At 57.1% G+C, this 12,340-nt stretch carries 9 protein-coding genes; 4 read left to right on the top strand and 5 right to left on the bottom strand.

The window, feature by feature from the left end:
• Positions 1-8: 8 nt before the first annotated feature.
• Entirely contained in the window at positions 9-1,901 is a 1,893-nt protein-coding gene (gene aceF, locus F3J41_RS11605) for a pyruvate dehydrogenase complex dihydrolipoyllysine-residue acetyltransferase (protein ID WP_166711224.1), read from the top strand.
• Positions 1,902-2,075: 174 nt separating this feature from the next.
• Positions 2,076-3,500, top strand: coding sequence for a dihydrolipoyl dehydrogenase (lpdA, locus tag F3J41_RS11600; protein WP_021507536.1), 1,425 nt, complete (start codon positions 2,076-2,078; stop codon positions 3,498-3,500).
• 149 nt (positions 3,501-3,649) lie between these two features.
• Here the strand turns inward: lpdA and F3J41_RS23655 are convergent, their stop codons facing one another.
• Positions 3,650-3,796, bottom strand: coding sequence for a Hok/Gef family protein (locus F3J41_RS23655; RefSeq protein ID WP_021314460.1), 147 nt, complete (start codon positions 3,794-3,796; stop codon positions 3,650-3,652).
• A gap of 768 nt (positions 3,797-4,564) precedes the next feature.
• Here F3J41_RS23655 and acnB point away from each other — a divergent pair.
• Both acnB and yacL read left to right on the top strand, forming a co-directional pair.
• On the top strand, positions 4,565-7,162 hold the full coding sequence (gene acnB / locus F3J41_RS11590; protein ID WP_088516643.1) for a bifunctional aconitate hydratase 2/2-methylisocitrate dehydratase: 2,598 nt from the start codon (positions 4,565-4,567) through the stop codon (positions 7,160-7,162).
• Between the two features lie 168 nt (positions 7,163-7,330).
• Complete coding sequence (gene yacL / locus F3J41_RS11585) at positions 7,331-7,693, top strand: protein YacL (RefSeq protein ID WP_031279698.1); 363 nt, start codon at positions 7,331-7,333, stop codon at positions 7,691-7,693.
• 39 nt (positions 7,694-7,732) lie between these two features.
• Here the strand turns inward: yacL and F3J41_RS11580 are convergent, their stop codons facing one another.
• The 4 genes from F3J41_RS11580 to F3J41_RS11565 all read right to left on the bottom strand — a co-directional run bounded on the left by F3J41_RS11580 (position 7,733) and on the right by F3J41_RS11565 (position 12,269).
• Positions 7,733-9,052: an MFS transporter gene (locus tag F3J41_RS11580; RefSeq protein ID WP_058780450.1), complete on the bottom strand. Its 1,320-nt coding sequence runs from the start codon at positions 9,050-9,052 to the stop codon at positions 7,733-7,735.
• A 41-nt stretch (positions 9,053-9,093) separates the two neighbouring features.
• Complete coding sequence (locus F3J41_RS11575; protein ID WP_166711222.1) at positions 9,094-10,047, bottom strand: phosphoglycerate dehydrogenase; 954 nt, start codon at positions 10,045-10,047, stop codon at positions 9,094-9,096.
• 171 nt (positions 10,048-10,218) lie between these two features.
• Positions 10,219-11,103, bottom strand: a complete 885-nt coding sequence (locus F3J41_RS11570) for a dihydrodipicolinate synthase family protein (RefSeq protein WP_166711220.1) — start codon at positions 11,101-11,103, stop codon at positions 10,219-10,221.
• Between the two features lie 11 nt (positions 11,104-11,114).
• Positions 11,115-12,269, bottom strand: coding sequence for an iron-containing alcohol dehydrogenase (locus F3J41_RS11565; protein ID WP_166711218.1), 1,155 nt, complete (start codon positions 12,267-12,269; stop codon positions 11,115-11,117).
• Between the last annotated feature and the right edge of the window lie 71 nt (positions 12,270-12,340).

The raw sequence follows: 12,340 nt of genomic DNA, 5'->3' as shown, positions 1-12,340 counted from the left end.
AGAGAGTAATGGCTATCGAAATTAACGTACCGGATATCGGGTCAGACGAAGTTGAAGTCACCGAGATTCTGGTCAAGGTGGGCGACAAGGTTGAAGCCGAACAGTCGCTGATCACCGTGGAAGGCGATAAAGCCTCGATGGAAGTGCCTTCGCCGCAGGCCGGCGTGGTCAAAGAGATCAAAATCGCGACCGGTGACAAAGTGAATACCGGTTCACTGATCATGATTTTCGACGCCGAAGGTGCAGCTGCTGCGGCACCGGCCGCCGAAGAGAAACCAGCGGAAACCGCACCTGCTGCGGCCGCCGCCAGCGAAGCGAAAGACGTTAACGTACCGGATATCGGCGGCGACGAAGTAGAAGTCACCGAAATTCTGGTTAAAGTGGGCGACAAAGTGGCGGCTGAGCAATCGCTGATCACCGTCGAAGGCGACAAAGCCTCCATGGAAGTGCCTGCACCGTTTGCCGGTGTGGTGAAAGAGATCAAAATCGCCACAGGCGACAAGGTGAACACCGGTTCACTGATCATGATCTTTGAAGCCGAAGGCGCGGCGCCAGCAGCGGCTGCCAAACCTGCCGTGAAAGAAGCGGCGGCCTCCGCGCCAGCCGCGGCTGCGGGTGCCAAAGACGTTAACGTCCCGGATATCGGCGGCGACGAAGTGGAAGTCACCGAAGTGCTGGTCAAAGTAGGCGATAAAGTTGAGGCTGAGCAGTCACTGATCGTGGTGGAAGGCGATAAAGCGTCAATGGAAGTTCCGGCGCCGTTTGCCGGTACGGTTAAAGCGCTGAAAGTGGCTACCGGCGATAAAGTCAGCACCGGTTCGCTTATCATGGTGTTCGAAGTAGAAGGCGCTGCGCCGGCTGCTGCGGCACCGGCAGCGAAACAGGAAGCCGCACCCGCTGCAGGAGCCAAACCGGCTGCTGCACCTGCGCCAGCAGCGGCGAAAGCCGATGCGAAGAGCGAATTTGCTGAAAACGATGCTTACGTGCACGCCACGCCGGTGATTCGTCGCCTGGCGCGCGAGTTCGGTGTTAACCTGGCGAAAGTCAAAGGCACCGGCCGTAAAGGTCGCATCCTCAAAGAGGACGTGCAGGCTTACGTGAAAGACGCGGTGAAACGCGCTGAAGCGGCACCGGCTGCGGCCGCAGGCGGCGGTATTCCGGGCATGCTGCCATGGCCGAAAGTGGACTTCAGCAAGTTCGGTGAAATCGAAGAAGTGGAACTGGGTCGTATCCAGAAAATCTCGGGCGCTAACCTGAGCCGTAACTGGGTAATGATTCCGCATGTGACCCACTTCGACAAAACCGATATCACCGATCTGGAAGCGTTCCGTAAGCAGCAGAATGCGGAAGCCGAGAAGCGCAAGCTGGATGTGAAGTTCACCCCGGTGGTGTTCATCATGAAAGCGGTCGCCGCGGCACTGGAGCAGATGCCACGTTTCAACAGCTCGCTGTCGGAAGATGGTCAGAAGCTGACGCTGAAAAAGTACATCAACATCGGTGTGGCGGTGGATACGCCAAACGGTCTGGTGGTTCCGGTGTTCAAAGACGTGAACAAGAAAGGCATCACTGAACTGTCGCGTGAGCTGATGGCGACGTCGAAAAAAGCGCGTGATGGCAAACTGACCGCCAGCGATATGCAGGGCGGCTGCTTCACCATCTCCAGCCTTGGCGGCCTCGGCACCACGCACTTCGCGCCAATTGTTAACGCGCCGGAAGTGGCTATCCTCGGGGTGTCTAAGTCGGCGATGGAGCCGGTGTGGAACGGCAAAGAGTTCGCTCCGCGCCTGATGATGCCGATTTCACTGTCGTTCGACCACCGCGTCATCGACGGTGCGGATGGTGCGCGCTTCATCACCATCATTAACAATATGCTGTCTGATATTCGCCGTCTGGTGATGTGACGTTAATCAAGGCCGGCAAATGCCGGCCTTGTTGTAAGCATTCGGAGTTGCCGCGGTTGGCAGTTTGTTAACAATTCTGTAAACTCTCGCGGTGAAATGTCCCGGTGGAGATAGGGCATCAAGAGCCTGGGAAAGGGTCGCTTTTGACCGCCGGCAATCTAACAAGAGGTCATGATGAGTACAGAGATTAAAACTCAAGTCGTGGTACTTGGGGCAGGTCCTGCAGGTTACTCTGCAGCCTTCCGTTGCGCTGATTTAGGTCTGGAAACCGTACTGGTAGAGCGCTACAGCACCCTCGGCGGTGTCTGTCTGAACGTCGGCTGTATCCCGTCAAAAGCGCTGCTGCACGTGGCGAAAGTCATCGAAGAAGCTAAAGCTCTGGAAGAGCACGGTATCGTGTTTGGCCAGCCGCAGACTGACATCAACAAAATCCGTACCTGGAAAGAGAAAGTCATCACTCAGCTGACCGGCGGTCTGGCTGGCATGGCAAAAGGCCGCAAAGTGAAAGTGGTCAACGGTCTGGGTAAATTCACCGGCGCCAATACGCTGGTGGTAGAAGGGGAAGGTGGCGCAACCACCATCAACTTCGATAACGCCATCATCGCTGCAGGCTCGCGTCCTATCGAACTGCCTTTCATTCCACATAACGATCCGCGCGTGTGGGACTCTACCGATGCGCTGGAGCTGAAAGAAGTTCCGAAGCGTCTGCTGGTTATGGGCGGTGGCATCATCGGTCTGGAGATGGGTACCGTCTACCATGCGCTGGGTTCAGAGATCGACGTGGTCGAGATGTTTGACCAGGTGATCCCGGCCGCCGATAAAGACGTGGTGAAAGTGTTCACCAAGCGTATCAGCAAGAAATTCAACCTGATGCTGGAAACCAAAGTCACCGCGGTAGAAGCGAAAGACGACGGTATCTACGTATCCATGGAAGGTAAAAAAGCGCCGGCTGAACCACAGCGTTACGACGCAGTGCTGGTGGCGATTGGCCGTGTACCTAACGGTAAAGGTCTGGATGCTGGCAAAGCAGGCGTGGAAGTGGACGATCGCGGCTTTATCCGCGTCGACAAACAGATGCGCACCAACGTGCCACACATCTATGCTATCGGTGACATCGTCGGTCAGCCAATGCTGGCGCACAAAGGCGTGCACGAAGGTCACGTGGCGGCAGAAGTCATTTCCGGTCTGAAGCACTACTTCGACCCGAAAGTGATCCCTTCTATCGCTTATACCGAGCCAGAAGTGGCCTGGGTGGGTCTGACCGAGAAAGAAGCCAAAGAGAAAGGCATCAGCTACGAAGTGTCCACCTTCCCGTGGGCGGCATCGGGCCGTGCTATCGCGTCTGACTGTGCAGACGGTATGACCAAACTGATCTTCGACAAAGAGACGCACCGTGTTATTGGTGGCGCAATTGTCGGTACTAACGGCGGCGAGCTGCTGGGTGAAATCGGTCTGGCTATCGAGATGGGTTGTGATGCCGAAGATATCGCGCTGACCATCCACGCGCACCCAACCCTGCACGAATCGGTTGGCCTGGCGGCGGAAGTGTTTGAAGGTAGCATTACTGACCTGCCAAATCCGAAAGCGAAAAAGAAATAAGTTCGCCTTAGGCTTAGGTTAATTAACGGCTCCTGTAAGGAGCCGTTTTTGTATTAATTGAAAACGTAAGTTGAATAGATAAAAACGGGCGCAGGAGCAACACGTTAAACGTTGCCGGAATAGCGGAGGAGACCCTCCGCTATTGAAGTTTACTGTTGTGCTTCGTAAGCCATGACAGCCGATAATTCAGCCGCGAATATCCGCAATCGTAATTCACACAGTGAACTGCGATTTGCCAGGCATAAACCTAACAGGATGAGCCCGCTGATAATCAGCGTGCTGAATTTCACCTTCATAGTCACTTACTCCTTGCATTAGCACGAGCAAGCCACTACCCTGACACTGTCTGGGTGTTTTGGGTAGTGGCTCACCCGTGCGGTTAATGAAAATTAATCGCACGGTTCACCTTCCACCATCCACCCCAATTTCTTTTGCAGATCTTAAGGCAGATAGCCTCAAGCGCCCGCAGGCAGTCTACGCTATTTATTTATCATTTCCTCTTTTATTTTTTTATCTCTTTTTTAAATCGCAGTTATTTTTTAAGGGTGTATTTTAATTGAGTGACTAAGTTTAAAGGTTAATTTAAACCGGCACTGCGTTGATAATTAATTAAATACGCGCAAGGCATCACGTTCAATATTTATCAGGTGATGTGGTATTAATTTTTCCTCAGGAAAACGTGTGCGGGAAGCTGAAGGGTAGCCGTTTAGTGCAAGCGCATTAGCACATAACCAAAAGTGAATGAACCGGCCTGAAAGGGGATTGCAGGTTATGGATTCGCTGCATGAAGGCCGGATGCAATAAATTACTCGCTACAACCTGGGTCCATTGGCTACCGGCACAGGCGCGAACAGGCACTATTAGAGCCGCTCTGGCTTCTCTCCTGGCGCAAAGCGCAGACAAATCTGCTAAATAACGCGCGGATGTTGCTTTTTTGTAAACGGATTAACAATCAGCCGAAATCCTGCTATGCTGGCCGACGCAGAACCGGGCACCTCACCCTACTGTTTGACAGCATCAACAGGTGCACCGGAAAGCTATACAATGAGAGCGAGGAGAACGTCGTGCTAGAAGAATACCGTAAGCACGTTGCCGAGCGTGCTGCCCAGGGAATTGTACCTAAGCCGTTAGATGCTTCCCAAATGGCCGCGCTGGTTGAACTGCTGAAAAACCCGCCAGCGGGTGAAGAAGAATTCCTGACTGACCTGCTGGTCAACCGTGTCCCGCCGGGTGTTGATGAAGCGGCGTATGTAAAAGCCGGATTCCTGGCAGCTATCGCAAAGGGCGAAGCCCACTCTCCTCTGGTCACTCGTGAAAAAGCAGTCGAACTGCTGGGCACCATGCAGGGCGGCTACAACATCCATGCGCTGATCGAGGCGCTTGACGATGAGGCCCTGGCACCGATTGCCGCTGAAGCACTGTCCCACACGCTGCTGATGTTCGATAACTTCTACGACGTCGAAGAGAAAGCCAAAGCGGGTAATCCCCACGCGAAGAAAATCCTCCAGTCCTGGGCTGATGCAGAATGGTTCCTTAAGCGTCCTAAGCTGGCAGAAAAAATCACCACCACCGTGTTCAAAGTGACCGGCGAAACCAACACCGACGACCTCTCTCCGGCGCCGGATGCATGGTCACGTCCGGATATTCCACTGCACGCGCTGGCGATGCTGAAAAACCCACGTGACGGCATCGAACCCGACGATGTTGGCAACGTTGGCCCGATCAAACAGATTGAAGCTTTGCAGCAGAAAGGCTTCCCGCTGACCTACGTCGGTGACGTGGTTGGTACCGGTTCTTCACGTAAGTCCGCGACCAACTCAGTGCTGTGGTTCATGGGTGACGACATTCCGTATGTGCCGAACAAAAAAGGCGGCGGTCTGTGCCTCGGCGGTAAAATCGCGCCGATCTTCTTCAACACCATGGAAGATGCCGGCGCGCTGCCGATCGAACTCGACGTTGAGCGCCTGAACATGGGCGATGTGATTGACGTTTACCCTTACAAGGGTGAAGTACGCAATCACGAGACCAATGAACTGCTGGCGACCTTTGCGCTGAAAACTGACGTGCTGCTGGATGAAGTGCGCGCCGGTGGCCGTATTCCACTGATTATCGGTCGCGGCCTGACCACCAAAGCGCGTGAGTCGCTGGGTCTGCCGCACAGCGATGTGTTCACCAAAGCCAAAGATGTGGCCGAAAGCAACCGTGGTTACTCGCTGGCGCAGAAAATGGTGGGCCGCGCCTGCGGCGTGGCAGGGATTCGTCCTGGCGCCTACTGTGAACCGAAAATGACCTCGGTCGGCTCTCAGGACACCACCGGTCCGATGACCCGTGATGAACTGAAAGATCTGGCGTGTCTGGGCTTCTCCTCCGATCTGGTGATGCAGTCCTTCTGTCACACCGCCGCTTATCCGAAGCCGGTTGATGTCACCACACACCACACGCTGCCGGACTTCATCATGAACCGTGGCGGTGTTTCGCTGCGTCCGGGCGATGGCGTGATTCACAGCTGGCTGAACCGTATGCTGCTACCGGATACCGTCGGCACCGGCGGTGACTCGCACACCCGCTTCCCGATTGGCATCTCGTTCCCGGCCGGTTCTGGTCTGGTGGCATTTGCCGCCGCGACGGGCGTAATGCCTCTGGATATGCCGGAGTCAGTGCTGGTGCGCTTCAAAGGCGAAATGCAGCCGGGCATCACGCTGCGCGATCTGGTGCACGCGATTCCGCTGTACGCCATCAAGCAGGGCCTGCTGACCGTTGAGAAGAAAGGCAAGAAAAACATCTTCTCCGGTCGCGTGCTGGAAATCGAAGGTCTGCCGAAGCTGAAAGTTGAGCAGGCGTTTGAGCTGACCGATGCCTCGGCCGAGCGTTCTGCGGCGGGTTGTACCATCAAGCTGGATAAAGAGCCGATCATCGAGTATCTGAACTCCAACATCGTGCTGCTGAAGTGGATGATCTCCGAAGGCTACGGCGACCGTCGTACGCTGGAGCGCCGTATTCAGGGCATGGAAAAATGGCTGGCCGATCCGCAACTGCTGGAAGCCGATGCCGATGCGGAATACGCAGCGGTGATCGAAATCGATCTGGCGGAAATCAAAGAGCCAATCCTGTGTGCGCCGAACGATCCGGACGACGCGCGCTGGCTGTCTGACGTGCAGGGCGAGAAGATCGACGAAGTGTTCATCGGTTCGTGCATGACCAACATCGGTCACTTCCGTGCGGCAGGTAAATTGCTGGACGCGCACAAAGGCCAGCTGCCAACCCGCCTGTGGGTGGCGCCGCCAACCAAGATGGATGCCGCGCAGCTGACAGAAGAAGGCTACTACAGCGTCTTTGGTAAGAGCGGTGCGCGTATCGAGATTCCGGGCTGTTCACTGTGCATGGGTAACCAGGCGCGCGTGAAAGACGGCGCGACGGTGGTTTCCACCTCGACCCGTAACTTCCCGAACCGTCTGGGTACCGGTGCCAACGTGTTCCTGGCGTCAGCCGAGCTGGCCGCGGTCGCTTCCCTGCTGGGTAAACTGCCTACGCCGGACGAGTATCAGCAGTTTATGGTGCAGGTGGATAAAACCGCTGCCGACACCTACCGCTACCTGAACTTCGATCAGCTGGGCCAGTACACTGAAAAAGCGGACGGAGTGATTTTCCAGACCGCGGTGTAAAATACGCCTGCCAGTGAAAAAGGGACGAGCGCATCGTCCCTTTTTTTATGCGCTTTTTTCCCTCGCCGTCTCCAGGCATAATGCGAGCGCGATCCCACTTTCTTGCGCGCGCTGCGCACAAAATGCACGAAAGCGTGCCGTCTGGCGCGCCACTGGTATGAGGCCAACATGGAATATGAATTTCTGCGTGACGTGACCGGTCAGGTCCGGGTGCGTATGTCGATGGACCACGAAGCGGTGGGGCACTGGTTCAATGAAGAGGTGAAAGAGAACTTTGCGCTGCTGGATGAAGTCGAAGCCGCGGTGCGTGCAGTCAAAGGCACACAGCAGCAGTGGCAGCGCGTCGGGCACGAATATACGCTGTGGCTGGATGAGGAAGAGGTGATGATCCGCGCCAATCAGCTGGCGTTAGAGGATGACGGCCTGGAAGAGGGCATGACTTATTACGATGAGGAGAGCCTGTCGTTCTGCGGCGTGGAGGATTTTCTTGCGGTGATTGCTGCTTATCGCCGGTTTATGGCCGGCCGTTAACGGGCGCCCGCAGCCGGGGCGCCACTGCCGTTGCGCAGGTTACACGCCGTTAATGGCGGAACGGGCGTGGGATAAAGGTTCCTCATCCACAATCGGTTCGACCTTGCCGAGCAGGAACAGGTAGTTAAGGATTCCGATCACCACCAGCACCGCCGAGAACACCAGCGCCCAGGTAAAGTGGCCGGTGGCACCGACGATAGCGCCGGTAATGATTGGTCCGACCGCGCCGCCCATATTGGAGACGGTATTCTGCAGCCCGGCAACAATTGACACGCTGTTGGTGGGCGCAACATCGCCCGGCAGCGCCCACACCTGAGAGGCCGCGACGGTGGTGCCGGACTTAGCAATACACAGCAGCAGTACCGTCATGAACACGGAATCGGTGAACGGCGCGAACCCGATGCACAGCGCCATCAGCAGGCCAATCGTCAGGAACAGCTTGCGTGTGGCGGTCAGCGACAGCACTTTTTTATGCACCATACGGTCCGACGCCCAGCCCGCCAGCACCTCAATCACCATACCGCAGATCAGCGGCAGCGCCGCCACCATGCCCATTTTCAGGAAATCCATCCCTTTGTCTTTCACCAGGTAAGTTGGCAGCCAGGTGATAAAGAAGTAGGAGGTGTAATTGATGGTGAAGAAGCCAATACACATTGCCCAGATGTTGCGGTAGCGCAGCAACTTGTACCACTTCATCGGCCGCACGTTCTTATCGCCGTGCTTCTGCGCCTGGCCATCGCGGATCAGGCGCACTTCATCGGTGCTAATCGCTTTGTGGTCTTCCGGGTTCTCGGCATAAATGAAGTACCAGGCGATGACCCAGATCAGCCCGACGGCACCAATCGCCAGAAAGGTCAGACGCCAGTCGAACAGCGCGATCATAAAGACGATCAGCGGCATGGCGACGGCCCCGCCAAATTTTGATGCGCTGTCGAACAGGCCTGAGACGGTGGCGCGCTCGCGATCCGGGAACCAGCGCGCGGTAATACCGGCGTTGCTGGGATAAGCCGCTGCTTCACCCACGCCGAGCGCCAGACGCAGCGCCAGCAGCGATTTAAAGCCGGTGGCGAGCCCCATCGCCATGGTGGCAATCGACCACCAGCCGACAGCGATACCGAGGCCTTTTTTCTGGCCGAAGCGGTCGGCAAACCAGCCTGCCGGGATCTGCAACAGCGCGTAGGACCAGAAAAATGCTGCCATGATAAAGCCCATCATCTCCGGATTGATGTCGAGCTCGGTGATCAGGTGCGGTGCGGCGGCAGAGAGTACGGTACGATCAATATAGTTAATGGCAATGGCCAGCCACATCAGGCCAGCGATCCACCATCTGATGCGTGTTGAGCGTGCGGTGTTGGTCATAATCATTATCCACGCGAAAAGGGTGACAGAGGAGGGCGGCGTCAGGCCAGCCCGTTCATGATATTCATCGGGCGTTCGCCCTGTTTGATACACTGCACAATCTGCGTCACGCAGCGTTCGCCGATGGCGCTGATAGCACCGTCGGTATAACCGGCAAGGTGCGCCGTGGGGATAAAGTTGCTCAGGGTGAACAGCGGATGCTGCGCCAGCGGCTCCTGCACAAAGACATCCGCCGCCGCACCGGCAATCACGTTATCCTGCAATGCCTGGTAGAGATCCTGCTCATTCACCACGCCACCGCGTGACGCGTTGATGAGAAACGCGCTCTTCTTCATGCGCTTCAGGCGCGCGGCGTCGAACAGGTTTTGCGTCTGGTCGGTGAGCGGCATATGTAAGGTGATGAAGTCGCTGTGCTCCGTCAGCTGATCGAGGCTGACAAACGTCACGCCGTGTTCGGCGGCGAAGGCGTCATCGGGATAAAAATCGAAGGCGAGGATGCGCATATTGAAGCCTTTAGCGCGCAGTGCCACCTGCTTACCGATATTGCCCAGGCCGATGATGCCGAGCGTTTTGCCGTAGACGTCGGTGGCAAAAATGCGTGGCCAGTGGCCGGCGCGGGTCTCTATTGCGGCGGTGGTGATCTGGCGCGCGCTATTGAGAATCAGCGCAAAGGCGAAATCGGCAACCGCGTGTTTGTTCGCGTCCGGCACGTTCGTCACGTAAATACCGCGCGCACGCGTTGCGTCGAGGTCGATGTTATCGACGCCTACGCCGTGCTTGCAGACAATTTTCAGCTGCGGTGCCAGCGACAGCAGCGCATCGTTGACCTCGGTGAAGGCCACGATCAGGGCGACGGTGTCGGCGAGATGCGGCGCCAGCGCGCTGAGCGGCGCGTCGGCGGGCAGCGTAATCAGCTCAAAGCCCTGCTGGTGAAGTGTGTCGATCGGCGCGGCGTCGTAGCGGGCGAACGAAGGTGAAGTACAGATGACTTTCATAGCAAATGCGTCCCGGTGTTAATAACAGCAGCCATCGCTGCCTGAATCCGCCCCGCCACCGTCAGATTAACCCTAACCCTGATGGCGGCAGGGGGTAGCGGCGCCTGTATTGCGCGATGAATCGCGCCGCTACCACAGCTGCGTGCGGTAAGTGCTTTGAATTACCTGGCTTTACTGCAAATACTGATTCACGATCTGGTAGATCTTCTGCTCTTCCTCCGCAGAGAAGCGCACCGCATAGCGGCTGTCGCCGACCTCATAGCCGAGCAGCGCCACGGCTTTTTTCACCGCCGCCGGGGAAAAACCAATGCTGTAGAGATCGGTACGCAGGCCGGTGACGTTCTCCTGAGCGGCGCGCGATCCGGCGATGTCACCGGCATGGAAGCGCGCCCAGATGGCGTTAATCTCTTTCGGCGCCACGTTAGCCAGCCCGGAAATACAGGCGGAACAGCCATCGACGAAGCCCTGATGAATCAGTGAATCCGGCCCGTTCAGCACGTTGAAATGCGCAATACCTGCCGCTGCCTGCAGAAAGCCGCTCAGGCTTTCGTAGCTGCCGGCGCTGTCTTTGATGCCAATGATGTTGGGATGCGCTGCCAGCGTGCGCACGGTTTCCGGCAGCAGCGTATTACCGGTGCGCGCCGGAATGTTGTAGAGAAACAGCGGGACGTCGATAGCGTCGGCCACGGCGCGGTAGTGATCAATCAGCTCTTCCTGTTTAAGCGGGACAAAGTAAGGGGTGATCACCGAGACGGCATCCACGCCCAGCTTTGCTACCTGCCTGCCCAGCCGGATAGTGTCACGCGTCGAGATCTCGCCAATGTGCGCCACCACCGGTGCGCTGCCGTTTACTTCGTCGACGCAGGTCTCGGTCACCGCCAGCTTCTCCTGCTCGTTCAGCACGAAAAACTCCCCGTTGGTGCCGCCGCAGAAAATACCGTTACCGGCGCTTAGCTGACGCCGAATCTGTTCACGCTGCGCGGCAGGATTGTAGGCTCCGTCGCGATCAAAAGTGGTGACGATGGCGGTCAGTACGCCCTGAATGGTGTTGCTCATGATTTCCCCGCTCATGCTGAGTGATTTAACGCCGGAAACAGCGTCAGGTAGACGTTGCGCACATCGTCGGCGCTGACTTTCATCGGTACATTCTTCATCAGGCGCTGCACGTCCAGCGCGGCTTCGACCAGATACGGCAGATGATCCGGCCCGATGCCCAGTGCTTCCAGGCTGGCCGGCAGTTTAAGGCGCTGCACCAGCGCGGCTAAATAGGCCACCAGCGCGTGCGATTTGGCCTCTTCATCCAGTGAGCTATCGGCATCTGGCAGCAGATCGTAGGCCTGCGCGAACTTGCTCACCGCCGCCGGACGCACAAACTGCATGCACGGCGCCAGCAGAATGGCGTTGGCCACGCCGTGTGGCAGATGATACTTGCCGCCCAGCGGATACGACATGGCGTGCACCAGGTGTGTCCCGGCATGGGCGATCGCCGCTCCGCCGTAGTAGGACGCCCACAACATATTCAGCCGTGCTTCCAGGTTGTCCGGTTCGGCAAGGGTCTTTTCGAGGCTGGCGAACAGCTTTTTCATGCCGATCAGCGCATAGTTATCACTCACCGGATTGGCCACGGTGGCGGTGAAGCACTCAATCAGGTGGCACAGCGCATCAATTCCGGTCGACGAGGCGATGTGCGCCGGCATGCTGGTGGTCAGTTCCGGAATCAGCGCCACGTAGTCCGGCAGCATCACCGGCGAAATAATACCGACCTTGGTCTCTTTCTCCGGGATGGCAAGGATGGCATTGGGCGTGGCTTCCGAGCCGGTGCCGGCCGTGGTCGGGATCAGTAAAGAAGCGGTACGCGTGTGCGGCTTCTCACCGGCCAGCAGCGCCGTCAGGGTTGGCGCATCGGCCACGCACAGCACGGACAGCAGCTTCGCCACATCCAGCACGCTGCCGCCGCCAATGCCTATCACCAGATCGACGTCGCCGTGCGGCAGCGCCGCAACAATCGCCGCCACATCATGCTGGCTCGGCTCGGGCGGCACCGTATCAACCAGGCTCAGGCTGGCGATCTGCTGCTGCAGCCGGGCGATAAGCGCCTGCACCGCCGGAATACCCAGAATGTTTTTATCCGTGACCAGCAACGCCTTCTGCTTATCCTGCAGTAAATAGCTGAGATCGTTCAGAGCCTGATAGCCACTGATCACGGTGCTGTTGATATTCATGTCATGCCCTTATAACGGTTTTGCACATTATGATTAGGTTTGCTCAATGCTGTGCGGGGTGTATCCCTTTC

The organism is Pantoea sp. Ap-870, assembly GCF_011752515.1.
Taxonomy (GTDB): domain Bacteria; phylum Pseudomonadota; class Gammaproteobacteria; order Enterobacterales; family Enterobacteriaceae; genus Pantoea; species Pantoea dispersa.
The sequence above is the reverse complement of the archived record's forward strand: the minus strand, read 5'-3'. Positions and strand labels throughout refer to the sequence as shown.

Bases quoted from the DNA above. Each gene is read 5' to 3' on its own strand.
- F3J41_RS23655 (WP_021314460.1), bottom strand. From the start codon at position 3,796: ATGAAGGTGAAATTCAGCACGCTGATTATCAGCGGGCTCATCCTGTTA.
- F3J41_RS11575 (WP_166711222.1), bottom strand. From the start codon at position 10,047: ATGAAAGTCATCTGTACTTCACCTTCGTTCGCCCGCTACGACGCCGCG.
- aceF (WP_166711224.1), top strand. From the start codon at position 9: ATGGCTATCGAAATTAACGTACCGGATATCGGGTCAGACGAAGTTGAA.
- F3J41_RS11580 (WP_058780450.1), bottom strand. From the start codon at position 9,052: ATGACCAACACCGCACGCTCAACACGCATCAGATGGTGGATCGCTGGC.
- lpdA (WP_021507536.1), top strand. From the start codon at position 2,076: ATGAGTACAGAGATTAAAACTCAAGTCGTGGTACTTGGGGCAGGTCCT.
- F3J41_RS11570 (WP_166711220.1), bottom strand. From the start codon at position 11,103: ATGAGCAACACCATTCAGGGCGTACTGACCGCCATCGTCACCACTTTT.
- F3J41_RS11565 (WP_166711218.1), bottom strand. From the start codon at position 12,269: ATGAATATCAACAGCACCGTGATCAGTGGCTATCAGGCTCTGAACGAT.
- yacL (WP_031279698.1), top strand. From the start codon at position 7,331: ATGGAATATGAATTTCTGCGTGACGTGACCGGTCAGGTCCGGGTGCGT.